Source organism: Streptomyces sp. NPDC032126, assembly GCF_055580085.1.
Window position 1 is genome coordinate 573,242 of sequence record NZ_JBVIMA010000005.1, and the last position, 20,442, is coordinate 593,683.

Sequence of the window (20,442 nt, forward strand, 5' to 3'; positions counted from 1 at the left end):
GGCAGGTCGGCGGTTCCGGCAGCTAGCCGCTCGCCGCCTCGGCGCAGGGTGGCGGCAGGTCCGGGTGGAGCCGGGACAGGAGTCGTCCGCGTTCGCGGGCGAAGGCCGGGTCGGCCTGGTAGTCGGAGTGGCCCAGGAGGGGTGCGGGCAGCGGGTGCCGGGCGGTGCGGCCGTAGGCCAGGGGGTCCTTCAGGGGTCCGCTGTCGACCGCGGGCCCGCAGTCGCCGGGCAGCCGGACCGGGCCGCCGATGGGGTCGGTGGACCGGTAGAGGTTGCGCCAGCAGTCGACGTCCTCGTGCAGGGCGGCGAGCGCCGCCGGGCCGAAGTGCGCCGGGAACCAGCGGCCGTAGAGGCGCTCGATCGGGGAGCCATAGGTGAGCAGGGCGACGCGTCCCCGGTCGGCGGGCTCCAGCTGCCAGGCCGCGGCCGCCGCGAGGACGCTGCCCTGGGAATGGCCGGAGATCACCAGGCGTCCGCCGGTCTCGCGCGTCCAGGTGGCCATCCGCCAGGTCAGGTCCGGTACGGCGCGCTCGGCGTAGCAGGGCGGGGCGAAGGGGTGGGCGGCGCGCGGCCAGAAGGTGCCGACGTCCCACAGGATGCCGATGGTGCGGCGGGCGGAGGCGTCCTTGTAGGCGCGGCGGCCCCAGGTGACGAGGAGGAGGAAGCCGACGCCGATCAGCCAGGAGCCGAGGGCCTGCGCGGTCTGGGCGGCACCGTGGACGAGGGGGCCCGTCCCCTCGGTGGCCCGGCTCGGGGTCCTGCCGCTCGCCAGGGCACCGGCCAGCGCTCCCGCGCCCAGCAGGAGAGTGCTCACGGCGGTGACGGCGACGATGAGCGGGGCGCGGTCGGTGAGGCCGGCCATGGCGCGGGCGCGGGCGATGAGCCGGGTGCGGCCCGGATCGCCGTGCTCGACGCCGTAGTCGCGGGCGACGACGGCACGCTCGGCGCGGGACAGCCGCCAGGTCCGCCGGCCGAGCAGCGCGCCCAGGGCCAGCAGGACGACCAGGACGAGGGGAATCACGGAGGCCTGCCAGGTCAGCACCACGGGCGGACCGGCGAGGGAACTCCTGGTCCCGTCGAGCCAGTCGCCCATCCGCTGGGCCACGCCGCCGGACATCACCCCGCCGAGGGCACAGGCCAGCATGGCGACCGCGGGCCCCCCGAGCCCTCGAAGGACGACCCGCCCACGATCCCGGCCGCTCGTGCCGTCGCCGTCGGCCTCACCCGACGCAGACCCAGAGCCGGGCCCGGGCCCCCGATGCAACACATGCGCCACCGCGCCCAGCGCGAGGACGAGCAGGCCTTGGATCAGGGCGATGGTGCCGAACGCCGGGTCGCCGGGGAGGCGGCCCGTCGAGTGCCAGCCCGGGCGGGGCCAGCCCGCGTACAGGAGAGTCGCGGCGAGCAGGACCAGGGCGGTCAGCGGCAGACGGCGTACCAGGTGGGCGTCGAGGGCGCGGTCCAGCCGGTGTTCGCTGCGGCCGCGCCGGCAGACCACCCAGACGACGGCGAGCCCGCCGGCCGTCAGGGCGATCTCCAGCAGGCGCCCGATCAGGTCGAGCGCGGCGGGGCCGCCGGGGCGATGGTCCTGGCGGGCGGCCGCCGAACCGACCGCGGCGGCGACGGTGAGCAGGCCGGCCGCGGTGTGCGCGGCGCGCAGCCGGGCGACCAGGCGGCGGCCGTACCAGAAGCCGGGGCGGCTGAGCGCGGTCGGCCCGGTGCGCTCCGGGGGCTCGGCCGGGCGGGCGAGGGGTTCCTGGGACTCGTAGGCCCGCCAGGTGCGGTGGGAGAGGTACCAGAGCAGGCCGGTCAGGGCGGTGGGCACGAGCGCGGCGAGGGCGAGGCGGCGGCCCGGGTGGCTCCACCAGCCGTCGTCGGAGGCGGCGGGCGACAGAAAGCCCAGCCAGGTGTGCCGCTCGGCGCACGCCTGGGTGCCCGCGCACTGCCAGGCGGTGAGGTCCAGGGCGACCTCGCAGGCGGCGGCGACCAGCAGGACGGTGAGGGTGAGCCCGGTGAGGCGGACCAGGAGGCCGTACAGGCGGATCAGCCGCACGCGGTCCCGGGAGGCGGGGCGCATCCAGTGGGCGAGGTTGACCACCATGAACGGCAGCAGCAACAGCCACAGGGCGCGGGTGCCGTTGCCGGAGGTGAGGTTGGACCAGACGTACGCCTCGGGCACCGGCCGGTCCGGCCGGCCGTCTCCAGCCCGCCCGGCGGCGGTCTCCGCCTCGGCGTCGTCGGCGCGCCGGTACACCGCCGCCGTGCCGTCGCCGGTGATCCGCACGGTCCGCGGATCGCCCAGCATCTTCTCGGGTGTCGCTCCGCCCACCCCGTGGACGAGTAATTCGAGGGCCGCTCCGGCCCCGGCGGGCCGGGTGGGGCCGCCCGTGGCCCCCACGGCGAGGACACGTTCCACTGTTCGCACTTCCCCCGTGACGCACCATCGGTTTGTCCTGTGCGGGCACAAGGATGTCCTCCGGACGCCCGGCGCACACCCGTTGTCACCGAATCTCCTCCGATCCGGGTGACGACCGGGACACCGCCCGGCACAGGCGCCACAGAAGACACGGGAGCCACAGAGGTGACATGCTCGCGCCCGGTGGGTGGTGGCGCGACCGGCGCCCCCTCGTGCGAGGATGGGACGCCCGCACCCGCCCGACCGGGGTATGTCCTCGTCGCGGCAGGTGCGCGGGTGTTTCGCACGGAGTGGATCGGCTTGAGGCGAGAGGACCGGAGCGTACGTGAGTGAGAATCAGAACCTCCTCGCGGAGCAGCGCCGCGCCCTGATCCTGGACGAAGTACGGCGGCGCGGAGGCGTCCGCGTCAACGAGCTGACCCGCAAGCTCGGCGTGTCGGACATGACGGTCCGCCGCGATCTCGACGCGCTGGCCCGGCAGGGCGTCCTGGAGAAGGTGCACGGCGGCGCGGTGCCGGTCGTGGAGGCGAGCACCCACGAGCCGGGCTTCGAGGCCAAGTCGGGCCTGGAGCAGACCGCCAAGGAGGAGATCGCGCGCGCGGCCGCCGAACTGGTGGCGCCGGGCAGCGCGATCGCCCTGTCGGGCGGTACGACGACGTACGCGCTGGCGCACCTCCTGGTGGAGGTGGCGGACCTGACCGTCGTCACCAACTCGGTGCGGGTCGCCGACGTCTTCCACGTGGCGCAGCGCACCTCGGGTCCCCGGCAGGGCGCGGCGACGGTCGTGCTGACCGGCGGTGTGCGCACGCCGTCCGACTCGCTGGTGGGGCCGGTCGCCGACCAGGCCATCGCGGCGCTCCACTTCGACGTGCTGTTCCTCGGGGTGCACGGCATATCGGCGGAGGCCGGGCTGTCCACGCCGAATCTCGCCGAGGCCGAGACCAACCGGCGGCTGGTGCACTCGGCGCGGCGGGTCGTGGTGGTCGCGGACCACACCAAGTGGGGTGTGGTGGGCTTGAGTTCGTTCGCGACGCTGGAGCAGGTCGACACGCTGGTGACGGACGCGGGGCTGCCGGCGGAGGCGCGGGGGGAGATCTCCGAGCATCTGCGGCGGCTGGTGGTGGCGGGCGAGTCCGACGCCGCCGAAGACATCTGACGGAGCGTCAATTAGGCTGGTGCGACCGCCCGTCGGCACGAAGGGGTCGTCCATGGCTCACCGGCTGCGTCCCGTAGGCATCGACTTCGTCCAGGCCGCTCCCGTGCGGCTGGTGTTCGCGCGGGAGATCTCGCCGCCGCCCGAGGCGGTCTTCCGCGCGCTCGCCGAGGACGTGTCCGGCTGGGCCGAGTGGTTCTCCGCGGTCCGCCGGGCCCGGCCGACGGACGGCGGCGCGGGGCGTGAGGTGCGGCTGCGCGGCGGCACATGGTTCGAGGAGACGATCCTCGTGGCCAAGGAGCGCGAGGTGTACGCCTATCGCGTGGACGTCACCAACGCGCCGGGGGCGCGGGCGCTCGCCGAGGAGTGGCTGCTCGCCCCGGCCGGGGGCGGTACGCGCGTACGGTGGACGTTCGCCGCCGACGGCACCGCCCTGTTCCGGGCGGCACTGCGCCCAGCCCGCCCCGGTCTGGCCCGGGCGTTCCGCCAGGCGGTCGGGGCCCTGGACCGCAGGCTGAGCGACTGAGCCGGGCAGACGCCGGCAGCGCGCACGACCCGACCGCCGCCCGCGTCGCGGGCTACTCCGGCCACACCCCGGTCGCCAGGAGTGTCTCGATCTCGGCGGTGTACGGGGCGATGTCCAGGCCCTGTTCGGTGAGCCAGTCGTCGGAGTAGTACTTGTCGAGGTAGCGGTCGCCCGGGTCGCACAGCAGGGTGACCACGCTGCCCCGGCGGCCGGCGGCCACCATCTCCGCGACGATCTTCAGCGCGCTCCACAGGCCGGTCCCCGTCGAGCCGCCCGCCTTGCGGCCGATGGCCCGCTCCAGGGCCCGTACGGCGGCGACGCTGGCCGCGTCCGGCACCTTCATCATCCGGTCGATCGCGCCGGGCACGAAGCTCGGCTCCATACGGGGGCGGCCGATGCCCTCGATACGGGAGCCGCAGTCGCAGGTGACGTCCGCGTCGCCGGTGGTCCAGCCCTCGAAGAAACAGGAGTTCTCCGGGTCGGCGACACAGATCCGGGTGTCGTGCTGCATGTAGTGGACGTAGCGAGCGATGGTCGCCGAGGTGCCGCCGGTACCGGCGGTGGCGACGATCCACGCGGGCTCCGGGAACCGCTCCAACTCCAGCTGCCGGAAGATGGATTCGGCGATGTTGTTGTTGCCGCGCCAGTCCGTGGCCCGCTCCGCGTAGGTGAACTGGTCCATGTAGTGGCCGCCGGTCTCCGCCGCGAGGCGGGCGGACTCCTCGTACATCCGGCGCGAGTCGTCCACGAAGTGGCACTGCCCGCCGTGGAATTCGATCAGACGGCACTTCTCGGCGCTCGTGGTGCGCGGCATGACGGCGATGAACGGCACGCCGATCAGCTTCGCGAAGTACGCCTCCGAGACGGCCGTGGACCCGCTGGACGCCTCGATCACCGGGCGGTCCGGCCGGATCCAGCCGTTGCACAGGCCGTAGAGGAAGAGGGAGCGGGCGAGGCGGTGCTTGAGGCTGCCGGTCGGGTGCGTCGACTCGTCCTTGAGGTACAGGTCGATGCCCCAGTGCTCGGGCAGCGGGAAGCGCAGCAGGTGCGTGTCGGCCGAGCGGTTGGCATCGGCCTGGACCTTGCGGACGGCTTCTTTCAGCCAGTCGCGGTAGACGGGATCCGTGTGGTCCACATCGAGGGTGGCGCCGGTCCGGATCCGCTGATGAGTGCTCACGGCACGGCTCCTCACACTGTGCTTCGACGACGGCCCGGCGGGGCCGGCCCTCCGATCATAAGCACCCTTGCGCACGCTTCCCACCTGCATAAACACGTCTTTGAGCGGCCCAAAGAGAGCCCTGGGGAGCCGTCCGGGTGAGGGCCCGGCGTACCGGGGGCGCATTCGCGCGAGTGCTTCGGCCATCCCTGGCCGGGGCCTCGTACGCACTGGTGCTCGACGCCGCGCCGGGGCAGACTGCACCGGACGGGGGCGCACACTGGATCACGACACGAGCCGGTTTCCGACCCTTCGGGAGCCCGGACCGGCACATCCACGCGCAAGGGGGCGGGGAGGCATGGCGGAGCCGGAGTTCACGGCGACGGGCGTGCGGATCGGGCGACGGCTGCGCTCGCTCACCCGGGCCGGGCAGGTCCGGATCAGCGGCGGCAGGGTGCAGTTGCTCAACAGCTACGGCAGCGAGATCGACAGCGCCCCGGTGCAGGCGGTGCGCGCTTCCCGGCCCTGGTTCGCCGCGGAGGACCGGGCCCTGGCCGATCTCAACGGCAACCGGTATCTGCTGACCCTCGGCGAGCACGACCCGGCGCCGGGCGAGTCGGGGCCGCCCGCGGCACGCCGGTTCATCGAGGCGGTACGACGGGCCGCGGGACGTCAGGGCTGAAGCGCCGCACCCGCGGTCGGCGGTATCTGACGCAGGTGGCGGCGCCCGCGTGGGCGACCGGCGGAGCCGGCCCGCGAGTTGCGCTTCCCCGTACCCTGCGCCACGCTGTTCTCACGTCACTCTGGGTTTACCGGCGATAACGCTGCGAACCAGCCCGCCGGCCTTGACAGCAGGCGGCCGCCTGGCGCAGACGCCCGCTGGATCGATCCGAACTCCGTGTTCTTCCGGACCTCACGTCGGGGAGTCGCAGCCGTGATCAGCAACCCAAGCAGGCACTGCGCGGTGGAGCTCCAAGCCCTGCCGTCGCGGATCGGCCAGGTCCGCAGAATCGTATCGGCGCAGTTGCGCTACTGGCATCTGGACCCTCTGATAGACCGGGCCGCGCTCGGTGTGACGGAGCTGTTGAGCAACGTCCACCGGCACGCCCAGCCCGACAAGACATGCACCGTGGAGATGGAGCTGCTGCTCGACCGGCTCACCGTCTCCGTGCACGACCACGATCCCCGCCTTCCGGTGGTCGAGGACCTCGGGGACCTCAACGGTCTGAAGCAGCTCGACCTCAAGGGCCTGAACGGCCTCCAGGACGTCGAGGCGCTCGCCACCCGCGGGCGCGGGCTCGCCATGGTGGCCGCGGTCAGCGAGAGCTGGGGCGCGCGGCCGGACGGCGAGTCCGGCAAGGTCGTCTGGTTCACGCTGCCCGCTCCGTCGGTCCGCGGTCGGGCCGCTCGGCCGCCGCTCCGCGCGGTCGCGGACCGCAGCCCGCTCCGGTTCCCGGACGTCGAGCACGTCGAGCACGTCGACGTCCGTACTCCGGCCCATGCTCCCGCCCGGTCCGCCGTTGTCGGCTGACCGGGCGGTGAGACCCCCTCCGGGCACGGCCCGCCCCACGCGATGGCGATGGCTCCGCCCCACGCGGTGGCGACGGCCGCGCCGCACGCGTCACTCGGTGCCGGCGGCCTCGCCCCACGCGATGGCGATGGCCTCGCGTCACTCGGTGGCGATGGCCCGCAGGACGTCCAGGCGTGCCGCGCGCCGCGCCGGGCGCAGGCCCGCGAGGGCCCCGGCCGTGACCCCCACCAGGGCGACCACGGCGAGCCGCACGGGCGGCACCGCGAAGGCGAAGGCGCTGTCGCTCGCCCCGTCGGAGGCCCGCACCAGCACCCAGCCGAGGAAGGCGCCGAGGGCCAGCCCGCCCGCCGTGCCGAACGCGGCAACCAGGACGGACTCCCAGCGCACCATGGCCCGCAGCTGTCCCCGGGTCTGTCCGACCGCCCGCAACAGCCCCAGTTCCCGGGTGCGTTCGTGGATGGCGAGCGTCAGGGTGTTGGCGATGCCGAGGAGCGCGATGAGCACCGCGAGGGCGAGCAGCGCGTAGACGAGGGTCAGCATCATGTCGATGCCGGCGGCCGAGGACCGCGCGTACTCACCACGGGTCTGCACATCGGGGTTGCCGTACCGCGCGGCGACCCGTTCGACGGCCGCCTTGCCGTCCGCCGCGCTCACGCCGTCCTTGAAGGAGACGGCGACGAGGCTGTCGGTGTCCTGGGTGCGATGGGGGGCCCAGGCGGCTCGGGTGATGACGTAGTCGCCGGCGAGTTCGGACCGGCCGTAGACCGCGCGGACCGTGAACCGCTGCTTCCCGCCGTCGGTGAAGGCGAGTTCGGCCTGGTCGCCGGTGGTGAGGTGCCGCCGTTCGGCCTCCTTCCTCGTGATGGCGATGCCGTCGGTGCCGAGGGCCCGCAGGGAGCCGTCGACGGTGCCGAGGTCGAAGGTGCGTTCCAGGGCGACCGGGTCGGTGACGGTCAACGCCCGTCCCTCGCCGTCGACTTCGGCGACACCCCGGCCGAGTCCGACGGCCGTGTCGACCTCGGGCAGCGCGTCGATCGCGGGGGCCAGACGGGGGCTCAGTCCGCTGCCGCCCGCGCCGAAGGACGGGGTGCTGACGGCGACATCGCCCGCGAAGGACCGGGAGACGGTCTGGTCCATGGTGGCCTTGAGCGAGGCGCCGAAGACCGTGAACAGGCAGACCACGGCGACGCCGATCATCAGCGCCCCGGCGGTGGCGGCCGTCCGCTTCGGACTGCGCAGGGCGTTGCGCCGGGCAAGCCCGCCGGTGACGCCGCGCAGCCGGTCGAGGGGGCCGCCGAGGATCCGTACGGCGACGCCGACGGCGACCGGGCCGAGGACGACGAAGGCGGCCAGGGCCAGCAGGGCGCCGAAGCCGGCCAGCCACAGCGACGGCGCGACGAGGACGCCGGTGAGCGTGACGGCCACGGCGAGGGCGATCATTCCGGCGCCGGTGACGGCGCGTGTCCGGGAGGCGCCGGCGGTGTCGACGGCCGTCTCGCGCAGCGCGGCCAGCGGGGCGGTGCGCCCGGCCCGTACGGCGGGCAGCAGCGCGGAACCGAGACAGACCACGAGGCCGACGGCCGGCGGGAGCAGCAGGGAGAGCGGGCCGATCACCAACGCGCCGTCGGGGAAGGGAAATCCGATGGCCGGGAACAGTGCCTGGAGCCCGGCCGCGATGCCGATGCCGCCCGCGAGTCCGGCGGCGCAGGCGGTCACGGCGACGATCGTCGCCTCGACGAGGGTGGCCGCGGTGACCTGGCGGCGGGAGGCGCCCAGAGCCCGCAACAGGGCGTTCTCACGGGTGCGTTGAGCGACGACGATCGCGAAGGTGTTGTGGATGGAGAAGGTGGCGACCAGCAGGGCGATGCCGGAGAACACCAGCAGGAACGTGGTGAACAGGGTCAGGAACTGACTGGAGACCATGTCGGTGTTCTCCTGCGCCGACTCCTGGCCGGTGATGGCCTCGACTCCCTTGGGCAGTACGGGAGTCAGCCGGTCGACCAGTTCCCGCTGGCTCACCCCGGAGTCGGCCCGCACGGCGATGCTCGCGGCCCGGCCGGGACGGGCGGTGAGGTACTTCTCGGCGTCGGCGCGGGTCATGCCGGTGAACGTCACCTGGCCCATGCCGTCCTCGCCGCCGAAGGTCGCGAGACCGACGATCGTGACGCGCACGGGGTCGGGGGTGCGCAGGGTGGTGGTGTCGCCGATGCGGAGGTGGCCCTTCTTCGCGGCGCCGCGGTTGACGACGACCTCGCCGGATGCGCGCGGGGCGTGGCCGTCCGCGAGCCGGTACGGGTTCAGCTGTTCGTCGGTGATCCAGTTCCCGGCGAGGGTGGGCGGGCCCTGGCCGCCGATGGGCTTGCCGTTCCTGCCGACGAGCTGGCCGGCGCCGCGGATGTCGGGGGCGGCGGCCGCGACACCGGGGACGTCCTCGATCCACGTGACCAGGGAGGTCTCGACGGGCTCCCGTACGCCCTGGCTCTGGCCCGGCGCGGTGATGGCGTCGGCGCTGCGCACGACGGCGTCGGTGCCGGCGGTGGCGTCGCCGAACATGGAGTCGAAGCTCGCGCGCAGGGTGTCGCCCATGACGAGGGTGCCGGCCAGGAAGGCCACCCCGAGGAAGACGGCGAGGAAGGTCCCGGCGAACCGCCGCTTGTGGGCGCGCAGCGAGGTGAGGCTCAGCCGGACGGATGCGGTCGTCGTGGTCATGACGGCACCTCGAAGGCTTTCATGCGGTCCAGGACGCGCTCGGCGGTCGGGGCCTCCATGCGGTCGACCAGGCGCCCGTCGGCCAGGAAGACCACCTCGTCGGCGTGGGCCGCGGCCACCGGGTCGTGGGTGACCATGACGACCGTGCGGTCGGTCCGCCGTACGGCGCGGGCGAGCAGCCCGAGCACCTCTCCCCCGGAGCGGGAGTCGAGGTTGCCGGTGGGCTCGTCGGCGAAGACGACGTCGGGGCGGCCGGCGAACGCGCGGGCCACGGCGACGCGCTGCTGCTGGCCCCCGGAGAGCTCCGAGGGCCGGTGGTGCAGCCGGTCGCGCAGTCCGACGACGTCGACGAGCGCGTCGATCCACTCCGGGTCGCCGCTCTCGCCCGCGAGGTCCAGGGGCAGCCTGATGTTCTCGGCGACGGTCAGCGTGGGCACCAGGTTGAACGCCTGGAACACGAAGCCGATCCGGTCGCGGCGCAGCAGGGTGAGCCGGCGGTCGTCGAGGCCGCCCAGCTCGGTGTCGCCGATGTAGGCGGTGCCCGAGGTGAGGGAGTCCAGTCCGGCCGCGCAGTGCATGAGCGTGGACTTGCCGGAGCCCGACGGGCCCATGATCGCGGTGAACCGTCCGGCCGGGAAGCCGAGGGTCACCCCGTCCAGGGCCCGTACGGCGGTGTCGCCGCTGCCGTACACCTTGACGGCGTCGACGACCCGGGCGGCCGTGCGTGTCGACGTGGCCGTGGTCGCGGTCGTCATGCCGCACCGCCCTTGCCCGCGCGTCCGAACTGCTCGTCGAGGACGGACAGCCGGCGCCAGTACTCGTCCTCGTCTATCTCACCGGAGGCGAACCGGCGGCCGAGGACGTCGATCGGCGAGTCGCCGGCCGGGCGGCGGTCGCCGGGCGGGCCCCAGGGGCCGCGGCGGCCGCGCCACGCGGTGCGGCGCAGCAGGGTGACGGCGCCGACGACGACGGCGGCCCAGATCAGCGGGAAGAACAGGATCCACGGGCCGGGCCCGCCGTCCCAGTTCGCGAGGGTCAGCATGTCGATTCATCTCCCTGGACGTCTCGTTCGGTGATGCCTCGAGACTGGCTCCGGGGAGGGGTCCGGGTCGTCGTACGGCCAGCGGCAGTGCGCGTACTCCACGGGGAGTACGCCGGGGGTTCCGGGCTGCTTCCGGCGGGGCTCGACTTCTGTAACTACTAGTATGTACAGTGTGGTCATGAGCACGTCCGAGCGACTGATCGAGTCCACCCGGGAACTGCTCTGGGAGCGCGGCTATGTGGGCACCAGCCCCAAGGCGATCCTGGAGCGGGCGGGCGCCGGGCAGGGCAGCATGTACCACCACTTCAAGGGCAAGCCCGATCTGGCGCTGGCCGCGATCCGGCGGACGGCGCAAGAGATGCGGGCGGCCGCCGGCGCGGTCCTCGACGGGCCGGGCACGCCGTACGACCGGATCGCGGCGTACCTCACCCGCGAGCGGGACGTGCTGCGCGGCTGCCCCGTCGGACGGCTGACCATGGACCCGGACGTGATCGCCAGCGACGCGCTGCGCGCCCCGGTCGACGAGACCATCGACTGGCTGCGCGGGCGGCTCGCCGCGATCGTCGAAGAGGGCAAGGAGCAGGGGCAGTTCGGGCCCCGCCTGGACGGCGAGGAGATCGCCGCGACGATCGTCGCGACCGTGCAGGGCGGATACATCCTGGCGCGCGCGTCGGGCTCCCCGGCCGCCTTCGACGCGGGAGTGCGCGGACTGCTCGCCCTCCTGGCACCTCAACCCACCGCATCCTGACGGGAGTCGCCGTCCATGCACGCCATGCAGTACGAGTTCACCCTGCCCGCCGACTACGACATGGGCGTGATCCGCGACCGCGTCGGCCGGGTCGCGCATCTGCTGGACGACTGGTCCGGTCTCGGCGTCAAGACATACATCCTGCGCGAGCGCGGGGTGCACGGCTCGCCGGTGAACCAGTACGGGCCGTTCTACCTCTGGAACACCATGGAGGGCATGAACAGCTTCCTCTGGGGCGGCGCCTTCCAGCGACCCGTCGACGACTTCGGGCGACCCCGGGTGCGGCAGTGGACGGGCGTGGCGTACGAGGAGGGGGCGTCCGCCGGCTCCCCGGCCGCGTTCGCCGTACGACGACGTCAACCGGTGCCGGAGGGCGTGGAGTTGGCCGCGTGGATGGACGACGCGGCGGAGGAGACACGGCGGTTGGCCGCGACGGACGGGGCGGTGCTGACGGCGGCCGTCGTCGACACCCACGCGTGGGAGCTGGTCCACTTCTCCCTGTGGGACGAGCGGCCGCCCGGAGCCGAGGGCGACGTGTACGAGGTGCTGCATGTGTCGGCGCCCGGGCGGGGCGACCTGCCGCGGGGCCGGCAGTGGTGAGCGCGGTCCGGACGGTTCTCGGGGACGTGGCCCCGGCGGAGCTGGGCGTGTGCGACGCCCATGACCATCTCTTCCTGCGCAGCCCGCAGCTCCCGGCCCAGGAACTGGACGACGCGTCCGCGGCGCGGGCCGAGCTGGCCGCGTTCCGCGCGGCGGGCGGGGCGAGCGTGGTGCAGTGGACGCCGTACGGGATGGGGCGGCGGGCAGCGGATCTGCCGCTGCTGTCCCGGGCGACGGGGGTGCAGGTGGTCTGCGCGACCGGACTGCACCAAGCCGCCCACTACGCGCCGGAGTTGCTCAAGGAACTGCGCGGCGGTCTGGCCCAGGTCTTCGTCTCCGAACTCCTCGACGGTATCGGCACGTCGGGCGTCCGCGCGGGTCTCGTCAAGGTCGCGGGCGGGTTCCACACCCTGGACGCGCACGCCCGCTGGACGATGACCGCCGCGGCCGAGGCCCATCACGCGACGGGCGCTCCGATCGCCGTCCACCTGGAGCTGGGCACGGGCGCGCTGGACGTACTCGACCTGCTGTGCGGCGAGTTGGGTGTGCCGCCGGGGCGGGTGATCCTGGGCCATCTCAACCGCTCCCCGGACATCGTGGCGCACCGGCAGGTCGCGGAGGCGGGCTGTTATCTGGCCTTTGACGGTCCGTCACGCTCGCATCACGCCACGGACTGGCGGATGCCGGACGCGGTACGGGCCCTCGCCGAGGCCGGTTTCGCCGACCGGCTGCTGCTCGGCGGTGACACCACGACCGCCGCCGCCCGCTCGGTCGACGGCGGCCCCGGGATGCCGTACCTGCTGCGCCGGATGCTGCCACGGCTGGCGCGGGAGGTGGGTGAGGAGCTGGTGGGGCGCATGATGACGGAGAATCCGGCCAGGGCGTTCGCGGTGGAGTGGGGCTGACCTGGCCCGATCATGTCGGTCCGCGGCCCGCGGGGGCGCTGACGGGCGGGCGCGCGCAGGGCAGCATGGCCACCGGAACCCGACACCGAGGAGTGACACCCCATGGCCCTGGAGATGCGCGACCGCTGCGAGCGGTGCACGACGACCGTTCTGCCGCCCGACGGGCCGGCGCGGATCTGCTCCTACGAGTGCACCTTCTGCGTGTCCTGCGGCGAGGAGATGCGGGACATCTGTCCCAACTGCGGCGGCGAGCTGGTGCCGAGACCTCGACGGACACCCGCCGCTTCTTGACCGATCGTTCTGGTATGGCTTAGCGTCCGAGCATGGCCAGGACCAAGGAGTTCGATCCGGACGGCGCCCTGCGGGCAGCGCTGGAGCTGTTCTGGCGGCGCGGCTACGAGGCCACCTCCATGGCCGATCTCGTCGAGCATCTCGGGATCGGCCGGGCCAGCATCTACGCCACCTTCGGCAACAAGCACGAGCTCTATCTCAAGACCCTGGACCGCTACGGCGAGGAGCGTCATCCGCGCCTCGTACGGGAGTTGTCCGCGCCGGGGCCCGCGCTTCCGGCCGTGCGGGCGGTGGTGCGGCGGTTCGCCGCCGAGGCCACTGACGGGGCGCGCCGCACCTGGGGGTGCTTCGTCACCAACACGGCCGCCGAACTCTCCCCGCACGACGGCGCGGCCGCCCGCCGCGTCGAGCTCAGCTGGGAGCACCTGGAGACCCTGCTGCACTCGGCCCTCGTACGCGCCCAGGAGCAGGGTGAGTTGGGAGCGGATCGCGATCCGCTGGCCCTGGCCCGGATGCTGCTGGTGCTGCTGCAGGGGCTGCGGGTGGTCGGCAAGGCGTCCCCGGATCCGGCGCGAGCACGGGACGCGGCGGAACAGGCGCTCGCCTTGCTCGACTGATCGACCCGCTCCACCCGGGGCGGCTTTTTCGGCACTTCTTTCTTGACCGACCGTTCTGTTATGCGAATGCGCCACTCCCTACCCCAGAAGGGGAATCACCTTCATGTCGAACTCTCGTTTCGCCGGTCGCACCGCCCTCGTCACCGGTGCCGGCTCCGGTATCGGGCGCGCCCTCGCGCTGGCCTTCGCCGCCGAGGGGGCCCGGGTCGTCGTCGCCGGGCGTACCCGCGCGACGCTGGAGGAGACCGTCGGACTCGTGACGGCCGCGGGCGGCACGGCGTTCGCGCAGGTGGCGGACGTGACGCGGCCCGAGGACGTGGACGGGCTCGTGCGGGCGGCCGTCGAGCGCTTCGGCTCGCTCGACGTCGCCGTCAACAACGCGGGCGTCCTGCGGGCGGGGCGGCCCGTCGCGGAGCTGGACGAGGACGACTGGCGGACGGTCCTGGACACCAACGTCACCGGAGTCTTCCTCGCCATGCGGGCCGAGATCCGGCAGATGCGCACCCAGCCCGGCGGCGGCGCGATCGTCAACATCTCGTCCAATGTGGGCGCGCACCGGCAGGTGCCGGGCTTCGCCGCCTACGGCGCGAGCAAGGCCGCCGTCGCCGCGCTCACCCGTGGGGCGGCACTGGACCACATCGGCGACGGGGTGCGCGTCAACGCCGTGAGCCCCGGATCGTCGGACACGTCGATGTCGCTGCGGCCCGGTGAGACGGAGGAGGAGCGGGCGGTGCGGATGAAGGAGCAGTCGCCGCTCGGGCGGGTCTCGTCGACGGACGAGGTGGCGCGGGCCGTGCTCTACCTGGCCTCGGACGAGGCGGGCTCCGTCGTCGGCACCGACCTGGTGATCGACGGCGGCCTGTCCCTCTGAGCCGGGCTCAGACGCCGCTCAGCGCCCCCAGCGGATCGTCAAGGACCGGCTGCCAGGCGAGTTCCGCCGCGCCGACGAGACTGTTGTGGTCGAGGGAGCAGGCCAGGATCGGCACGCCCCCGCTGCGCCCCCACAGGCTGCGGTCGGCGACGACGGCCCGCAGCCGGTCGGGGTCCGCGTCCAGCAGGGTGCGGTGCAGTCCGCCGAGGATGATCCGGTCCGGGTTGAGGATGTTCACCAGTCCGGCGAGGCCCAGGCCCAGCCGGTCGATCAGGGCCTCGACGGCGGTGCGCACGACCGGGTCGGCGGACTCCTCGCGGATGAGCTGGTTGGCCTGCTGGAGCAGGGAGCCCTCGGGGCCGGGCTCCCGGCCCGCCGTGGTGAGCAGGGCCAGCGGGTCCGCCTCGACGTCGAGACAGCCCCGGCTGCCGCAGTGGCAGGGACGGCCCTCGGGGTTCACCGTGAGATGTCCGACTTCGAGGGCGAGGCCCGAACTCCCCGTGTGCAGACGCCCGTCGAGCACCAGCGCGCCGCCGACGCCCCGGTGCCCGGTGGCCACGCACAGCAGATCGCGGGCGCCGCGTCCGGCGCCGTGCCGGTGTTCGGCGAGGGCGGCGAGATTGACGTCATTGCCGGCGAACGCGGGTCCGGTCACCCCGGCCGCGCGCACCCGCTCGGCGAAGATCTCCCGGACCGGCGCACCCACCGGCCAGGCCAGGTGCAGCGGGTTGAGGGCCAGGCCCTCGGGTTCGGCGACCGCGGACGGGACGGCGAGACCGGCGCCGACGCATCGGCGCCCGGTGGCCCGTAGCAGATCGGCGCCCGCGTCGACGACGGTGCCGACCACCTTGGCCGGGTCGGCGTCGACGGTCTCGCAGCTCGGCGTGGTGGCGACGATCCGCCCGCCGAGGCCGACCAACGCGGCCCGGTACCCGTCGGCATGGACCTGTGCGGCGAGGACCACGGGCCCGTCGTCGGCGAGTTGGAGCCGGTGCGAGGGCCGGCCCTGGGAACCGGCGGCCGCGCCGGGGCGGGCGTCGACCCGGATCAGGCCGAGCGCCTCCAGTTCGGCGGCGACCGCGCCGGCCGTGGCGCGGGTGACGCCGAGTTCGGCGGTGAGGACGGCGCGGGTGGGCGCCCGCCCGGTGTGCACGAGCTCCAACGCGGGACCGAGCGCGCCGCGCCCCCGGTCCAGCCGCGTCTTCGACGTCGTCCCTTCCCCCGCCGGCCGGGGGTCCGCCTTGCCGCTCATGAGGGCGAGTCTCCCATGATCCGCTCGACGGCGTCGCCGCCGGTCAGGCCGCTGACCCGCAGGGTGATGTTCAGCCGCCCGGTCAGCCCCAGCCCGTCCGGGGCGGTGCCCGGCCGCACCCGGGGCACCCCGTGGTAGGCGAGCCGCGAGGGACCGCCGAAGACGAACAGGTCGCCGCTGCGCAGCTCGACGTCCGTGTAGGGCCGGGTGCGGGTCTCGGTGTTGCCGAAGCGGAAGACGCAGCTGTCGCCGAGGCTCAGGGAGACGACCGGCGCGTCGCAGGACTCGTCGGCGTCGCGGTGCATGCCCATGCGCGCGTCACCGTCGTAGAAGTTGATCAGCGCGATGTCGTACGGCGCCTGGCCGGCCGCCCGGGGCCCGAGCGCGTCGGTCACCGCGCGGCGGGCGAGATCGTCGAGCCAGGCCGGGAAGGGCTTCACCGGGGAGCCGTCGCCGTCGACGACCGTGCGGGCGTAGGCGTAGGGGTACCAGTGCCAGCCGAGGCAGACCTGGCGGGCGGTCATGGTGCCGCCGCCCGGGGTGCGCACGGTGCGCAGTCCGGCCGGTGGGCGCGCCCAGGCGCGGCAGGCGGTCAGCAGCTCGCGCTGGCGCGCCGGATCCAGCCAGTCGGGCACGTGCACCGCGCCCGGCGCGACCTCCGTACGCCCCCGGGGAAACAGCTCGGCGTCCATGACTCCATCCTCGCGCACCTCCCCCACCGTCCCTGAGCTGCGGAGGGGCTAGCCTTGAGCACGATGAACGACCGTATGACGATGCCGTGGGGCGAGTTCGACCTGGCCCGCTTCCCCGAGGATCCGCGCGACCGGCTGCGCGCCTGGGACGCCGCCGACGCCTATCTGCTGCGGCACCTGGCCGACCAGGACGTTCCGCTGTCGGGCACGGTCGTGGTGCTCGGCGACCGGTGGGGCGCGCTGGTCACGGCGCTCGCGGCGCACGGGCCGACGCAGATCACCGACTCCCACCTCGGCCAGGAGGCGACCCGCGCGAACCTCGTGCGCGCCGGTGTCGCGACCGGCACGGTCCAGCTGCTGACCACGCAGGATCCGCCGCCCGGGCGGATCGACGTGCTGCTGGTGCGGGTGCCGAAGAGCCTGGCGCTCCTGGAGGACCAGCTGCTGCGGCTGGCGCCGGCGCTGCACGCGGGCACGGTCGTGATCGGCGCCGGCATGGTGAAGGAGATCCACACCTCGACGCTCCAGCTGTTCGAGCGGATCATCGGCCCGACCCGCACCTCGCTCGCACAGCAGAAGGCACGGCTGATCTTCACCACCCCGGATCCGTCGCTCACCCGCCCCGGCAACCCCTGGCCGCATCGCTACGACCTTCCGGGCGGCCTGGGTGACCTGTCCGGGCATCCGGTCGTCAACCACGCGGGCGTGTTCTGCGCCGAACGGCTCGACATCGGGACCCGGTTCTTCCTCGGCCATCTGCCTCCTACGCGGGGCAACCGGCGGGTGGTGGACCTGGGGTGCGGCAACGGGGTCGTGGGGACGGCGGTGGCGCTGGCCAACCCCGAGGCCGAGGTGCTGTTCATCGACGAGTCGTTCCAGGCGGTGGCCTCGGCGGAGGCGACGTACAAGGCCAACGGGGTGCCGGGGCACGCCGAGTTCCGGGTCGGGGACGGGCTGGCGGGCGTGGCGGCCGGCAGCGTGGACCTCGTGCTGAACAATCCGCCGTTCCACTCCCACCAGGCCACGACGGACGCGACGGCGTGGCGCATGTTCAGCGGGGCGCGCCGGGCGCTGCGGCCGGGCGGCGAGCTGTGGGTGGTCGGCAACCGTCACCTGGGGTACCACGTGAAGCTGCGGCGGCTGTTCGGGAACAGCGAACTGATCGCCGGCGACCCGAAGTTCGTGGTGCTCAAGGCCGTCAAGCGGGGGTGAGCACCCTGGCAATGCGGGCCACCTCGCGGGCCATCGCCTCTCGTCCCACGCTCAGATAGCTGCGGGAGTCGACCGCCTCGGGGTGGGCGGCGAGGTGCTCCCGGACGGCGCGGGTCAGGGCGACGTTGAGCGCGGTGCCGATGTTGACCTTGGCGATGCCGCCGGCGACCGCCGCCGTCAGCTCGGCGTCCGGCACGCCCGAGGAACCGTGCAGGACGAGGGGAACGTCCAGGACGGCGTCGAGCCGCTTCAGCAGGTCGTGGTCGAGGGACGCGGTGCGGGTGGTCATCGCGTGGACGCTGCCGATGGCGACGGCCAGGGCGTCCACCCCGGAGTCGGTGACGAAGGCGCGGGCCTCCCCGGGGTGGGTGTGGGCGCCGGGGGCGTGGGCGTCCGGCTTGCCGCCGATCTCACCCAACTCCGCCTCGATCCACATCCCTTGGGCGTGGGCCCAGTCGGCGGCGGCCCGGGTCGCGGCGAGGTTCTCCTGATAGGGCAGCCGGGAGGCGTCGTACATCACCGAGCTGAATCCGGCGCCGGGGGCCTGGCGCAGCAGGTGGTCGCTCTGGACGTGGTCGAGGTGCAGCGCGACGGGAACCCCGGCCCGTTCGGCCGCGGCGGCCGCGGCGCGGGCGAGCGGGAGGACCCGGCCGTAGCGGTACTTCACGGCGTTCTCGCTGACCTGGAGGACGACGGGCGCTCCGACGGACTCGGCGCCGGCGATGACGGCCTCGACATGCTCCAGGGTGACGACGTTGAACGCGGCGACGGCCCCACGGACCCGGGCGGCGCGGGCGACCAGCCCACCGGTGGTGACGAGCGGCACGGCTGCTCCTCGGGAGGATCAAGGGCCTTCGGATACAAGGGGCTTGGGAGGCAAGGACGTGCCAGGCGGCGATCACGGGGCGAGGATCACCGAGCGGGTGAGGTGGCGGGGGCGGTCGGGGTTCAGGCCGCGGGCCGCGGCGACGGTGACGGCCAGCCGTTGGGCGAGGACCAGTTCGGCGAGGGGGTCCAGGGTGCCGGGGATCCACAACCCGCCGGTCGCGCCGACCTGTTCGGCCAGTCCGTCGGGCGCCTCCCCGAACATCCAGGTCGCCGTGCCGCCGGTGGTGACGGCGATGGGGCCGTGCCGGTACTCCATCGCGGGGTACGCCTCGGCCCAGGCGAGGGACGCCTCGCGCATCTTCAGCGCGGCCTCGCTCGCCAGACCCACCGTCCACCCGCGCCCCAGAAAGGTGAACTGCCCGCACTCCACGAGCCCTTCGGGCAGATCGGCCGCGAGGGCGGTGCGGGCGTCGGCGACGACGGCGTCGGTGTGCAGGCCGAGGTGGGCGCGCAGCAGGGTGAGCGCGCTGGTCGCGAACCGGGTCTGGACGACGGAGCGCTCGTCGGCGTGGTCGAGGACGACGACGTCGTCGGCGGCCGTCATGACGGGGGTGTGCGGATCGGCGGTGATCGCGGTGGTGCGGGCGCGGCCGCGCAGGCGCGTCAGCAGGTCGAGCACCTCGGTGGTGGTGCCGGAGCGGCTGAGGGCGACGACCCGGTCGTAGGCCCGGCCGTGCGGGAACTCGGACGCGGCGAACGCGTCCGTCTCCCCCTGGCCGGAGGTCTCGCGCAGGGCGGCCGCGGCCTGGGCCATGAAGAAGGAGGTGCCGCATCCGACGATCGCGACCCGCTCGCCGGGCGCCGGCAGCTCCCGCGCCCGGCGCCGCGCCTCCGTCGCGGCCCGGATCCAGCACTCGGGCTGGCTCCTCAGCTCGTCCTCGGCATACGTCACGACGCACCCTCCCGGCGGGGACTCGACGTTCCCTGAGCTGTCATGCTTGTTCTTGCACGATAGGCCCGCCTTTCACGCAACTTCAAGCATCAGGACGGACGAGGATAGGGTCGCCGCAGGACGCGGAACGGAGGTCGTCGATGTCGCGGGACGCCCGGTGGAAGGCGCTGCTGGAGCTGCTCGTGGAGCGCGGCCGGCTGGACGTCGAGGAGGCGGCCGCCGAGCTGGCGGTGTCGGCGGCGACGATCCGGCGCGACCTCGACCAGCTCGCCGAGCAGCAGATGCTGGTGCGCACCCGGGGCGGCGCGGTGGTGCACGGGGTGTCCTACGAACTGCCGCTGCGCTACAAGACGGCCCGCCGCGCCTCGGAGAAACAGCGGATCGCGAAGGCGGTGGCCGAGCTGATCGCACCCGGTGAGGCGGTCGGCCTGACCGGCGGCACGACCACCACCGAGGTCGCCCGCGCCCTGGCCGTGCGGGGCGATCTCGGCACGGGCTCACCGGCGCTCACCGTCGTCACCAACGCCCTCAACATCGCCAACGAGCTGGCGGTACGCCCCCAGTTCAAGATCGTGGTGACGGGCGGGGTGGCACGCGCGCAGTCGTACGAGCTGGTGGGGCCCCTGGCGGACGGGGTGCTGGGGCAGATCACGCTCGACGTGGCCGTGCTCGGGGTGGTCGCCTTCGACGTCGTGCACGGCGCCGCCGCGCACGACGAGGCGGAGGCGGCGGTCGACCGCATGCTGTGCGAGCGCGCCGAGCGGGTCGTGGTCGCGGCCGACTCCAGCAAGCTGGGGCGCCGGGCGTTCGCCCGGATCTGCGCGGCCGACGCGGTGGACACGCTGGTCACGGACGCGGCGGCCGACGAGGAGGCCGTGCGGCGTTTCGAGGAGGCGGGGATCCGGGTCGTCGTGGCGTGAGCCCCTTCGGCACGCGCGTCG

Annotated in this window: 21 protein-coding genes; 12 read left to right on the forward strand and 9 right to left on the reverse strand. The window is 73.9% G+C overall.

Features of this window, described 5'->3' with window-relative positions; translation table 11 throughout:
* Window positions 1-22: 22 nt before the first annotated feature.
* Window positions 23-2,305, reverse strand: coding sequence for a hypothetical protein (locus tag ACZ5NW_RS21995; RefSeq protein WP_468745648.1), 2,283 nt, complete (start codon window positions 2,303-2,305; stop codon window positions 23-25).
* A 436-nt stretch (window positions 2,306-2,741) separates the two neighbouring features.
* Between ACZ5NW_RS21995 and ACZ5NW_RS22000 the strand changes: the two genes are divergently transcribed.
* On the forward strand, window positions 2,742-3,572 hold the full coding sequence (locus ACZ5NW_RS22000) for a DeoR/GlpR family DNA-binding transcription regulator (RefSeq protein WP_468745558.1): 831 nt from the start codon (window positions 2,742-2,744) through the stop codon (window positions 3,570-3,572).
* Between the two features lie 52 nt (window positions 3,573-3,624).
* Window positions 3,625-4,095: an SRPBCC family protein gene (locus tag ACZ5NW_RS22005; RefSeq protein WP_468745559.1), complete on the forward strand. Its 471-nt coding sequence runs from the start codon at window positions 3,625-3,627 to the stop codon at window positions 4,093-4,095.
* Between the two features lie 52 nt (window positions 4,096-4,147).
* On the opposite strand, the gene cds1 is transcribed toward ACZ5NW_RS22005, so the two are convergent.
* Window positions 4,148-5,272: an L-cysteine desulfhydrase Cds1 gene (gene cds1 / locus ACZ5NW_RS22010; RefSeq protein ID WP_468745560.1), complete on the reverse strand. Its 1,125-nt coding sequence runs from the start codon at window positions 5,270-5,272 to the stop codon at window positions 4,148-4,150.
* A gap of 337 nt (window positions 5,273-5,609) precedes the next feature.
* On the opposite strand from cds1, the gene ACZ5NW_RS22015 reads away from it, so the two are divergent.
* Both ACZ5NW_RS22015 and ACZ5NW_RS22020 read left to right on the forward strand, forming a co-directional pair.
* Window positions 5,610-5,933, forward strand: coding sequence for a hypothetical protein (locus ACZ5NW_RS22015; protein WP_468745561.1), 324 nt, complete (start codon window positions 5,610-5,612; stop codon window positions 5,931-5,933).
* 252 nt (window positions 5,934-6,185) lie between these two features.
* Entirely contained in the window at window positions 6,186-6,782 is a 597-nt protein-coding gene (locus ACZ5NW_RS22020) for an ATP-binding protein (protein WP_468745562.1), read from the forward strand.
* A 138-nt stretch (window positions 6,783-6,920) separates the two neighbouring features.
* On the opposite strand, the gene ACZ5NW_RS22025 is transcribed toward ACZ5NW_RS22020, so the two are convergent.
* From ACZ5NW_RS22025 to ACZ5NW_RS22035, 3 genes are read right to left on the reverse strand one after another with little or no spacing between them, the layout of a single operon-like run.
* Entirely contained in the window at window positions 6,921-9,491 is a 2,571-nt protein-coding gene (locus ACZ5NW_RS22025; protein WP_468745563.1) for an ABC transporter permease, read from the reverse strand.
* Window positions 9,488-10,246: an ABC transporter ATP-binding protein gene (locus ACZ5NW_RS22030; RefSeq protein ID WP_468745564.1), complete on the reverse strand. Its 759-nt coding sequence runs from the start codon at window positions 10,244-10,246 to the stop codon at window positions 9,488-9,490. Before ACZ5NW_RS22030 ends, ACZ5NW_RS22025 begins: the two co-directional genes overlap by 4 nt.
* Window positions 10,243-10,533, reverse strand: coding sequence for an SHOCT domain-containing protein (locus tag ACZ5NW_RS22035; protein WP_468745565.1), 291 nt, complete (start codon window positions 10,531-10,533; stop codon window positions 10,243-10,245). Before ACZ5NW_RS22035 ends, ACZ5NW_RS22030 begins: the two co-directional genes overlap by 4 nt.
* Before the next feature lie 178 nt (window positions 10,534-10,711).
* Between ACZ5NW_RS22035 and ACZ5NW_RS22040 the strand changes: the two genes are divergently transcribed.
* The 6 genes from ACZ5NW_RS22040 to ACZ5NW_RS22065 all read left to right on the forward strand — a co-directional run bounded on the left by ACZ5NW_RS22040 (window position 10,712) and on the right by ACZ5NW_RS22065 (window position 14,565).
* The gene (locus ACZ5NW_RS22040) at window positions 10,712-11,281 is read left to right on the forward strand and encodes a TetR/AcrR family transcriptional regulator (RefSeq protein ID WP_468745566.1); all 570 of its coding nucleotides are present in this window, start codon (window positions 10,712-10,714) and stop codon (window positions 11,279-11,281) included.
* Window positions 11,282-11,296: 15 nt separating this feature from the next.
* Window positions 11,297-11,881, forward strand: a complete 585-nt coding sequence (locus tag ACZ5NW_RS22045; protein WP_468745567.1) for a DUF4865 family protein — start codon at window positions 11,297-11,299, stop codon at window positions 11,879-11,881.
* The gene (locus ACZ5NW_RS22050) at window positions 11,878-12,786 is read left to right on the forward strand and encodes a phosphotriesterase family protein (RefSeq protein WP_468745568.1); all 909 of its coding nucleotides are present in this window, start codon (window positions 11,878-11,880) and stop codon (window positions 12,784-12,786) included. Before ACZ5NW_RS22045 ends, ACZ5NW_RS22050 begins: the two co-directional genes overlap by 4 nt.
* Window positions 12,787-12,888: 102 nt before the next feature.
* The gene (locus tag ACZ5NW_RS22055) at window positions 12,889-13,077 is read left to right on the forward strand and encodes a DUF1272 domain-containing protein (protein ID WP_468745569.1); all 189 of its coding nucleotides are present in this window, start codon (window positions 12,889-12,891) and stop codon (window positions 13,075-13,077) included.
* A gap of 32 nt (window positions 13,078-13,109) precedes the next feature.
* Window positions 13,110-13,694, forward strand: coding sequence for a TetR/AcrR family transcriptional regulator (locus ACZ5NW_RS22060; RefSeq protein WP_468745570.1), 585 nt, complete (start codon window positions 13,110-13,112; stop codon window positions 13,692-13,694).
* Window positions 13,695-13,797: 103 nt separating this feature from the next.
* Window positions 13,798-14,565: an SDR family NAD(P)-dependent oxidoreductase gene (locus ACZ5NW_RS22065; protein WP_468745571.1), complete on the forward strand. Its 768-nt coding sequence runs from the start codon at window positions 13,798-13,800 to the stop codon at window positions 14,563-14,565.
* 7 nt (window positions 14,566-14,572) lie between these two features.
* Here ACZ5NW_RS22065 and ACZ5NW_RS22070 read toward each other — a convergent pair whose 3' ends face one another.
* Both ACZ5NW_RS22070 and ACZ5NW_RS22075 read right to left on the reverse strand, forming a co-directional pair.
* Window positions 14,573-15,817, reverse strand: a complete 1,245-nt coding sequence (locus tag ACZ5NW_RS22070; RefSeq protein WP_468745572.1) for an ROK family protein — start codon at window positions 15,815-15,817, stop codon at window positions 14,573-14,575.
* Window positions 15,814-16,509 carry an alpha-ketoglutarate-dependent dioxygenase AlkB family protein gene (locus ACZ5NW_RS22075; RefSeq protein WP_468745573.1) on the reverse strand — a complete coding sequence of 232 codons (696 nt, stop codon included), beginning with the start codon at window positions 16,507-16,509 and terminating at the stop codon, window positions 15,814-15,816. The genes ACZ5NW_RS22070 and ACZ5NW_RS22075 overlap by 4 nt, the downstream gene beginning before the upstream one ends.
* Window positions 16,510-16,584: 75 nt before the next feature.
* Between ACZ5NW_RS22075 and ACZ5NW_RS22080 the strand changes: the two genes are divergently transcribed.
* The gene (locus tag ACZ5NW_RS22080) at window positions 16,585-17,721 is read left to right on the forward strand and encodes a methyltransferase (RefSeq protein ID WP_468745649.1); all 1,137 of its coding nucleotides are present in this window, start codon (window positions 16,585-16,587) and stop codon (window positions 17,719-17,721) included.
* Here ACZ5NW_RS22080 and ACZ5NW_RS22085 read toward each other — a convergent pair.
* Together ACZ5NW_RS22085 and ACZ5NW_RS22090 are read right to left on the reverse strand one after the other, a co-directional pair.
* Complete coding sequence (locus ACZ5NW_RS22085; protein ID WP_468745574.1) at window positions 17,708-18,547, reverse strand: class II fructose-bisphosphate aldolase; 840 nt, start codon at window positions 18,545-18,547, stop codon at window positions 17,708-17,710. The genes ACZ5NW_RS22080 and ACZ5NW_RS22085 overlap by 14 nt on opposite strands.
* A gap of 72 nt (window positions 18,548-18,619) precedes the next feature.
* A complete protein-coding gene (locus ACZ5NW_RS22090) occupies window positions 18,620-19,501 on the reverse strand; it encodes an SIS domain-containing protein (protein ID WP_468745575.1) in 882 nt (293 codons plus the stop codon).
* Window positions 19,502-19,641: 140 nt separating this feature from the next.
* On the opposite strand from ACZ5NW_RS22090, the gene ACZ5NW_RS22095 reads away from it, so the two are divergent.
* Window positions 19,642-20,421, forward strand: coding sequence for a DeoR/GlpR family DNA-binding transcription regulator (locus ACZ5NW_RS22095; protein ID WP_468745576.1), 780 nt, complete (start codon window positions 19,642-19,644; stop codon window positions 20,419-20,421).
* The last annotated feature ends 21 nt before the right edge of the window (window positions 20,422-20,442 follow it).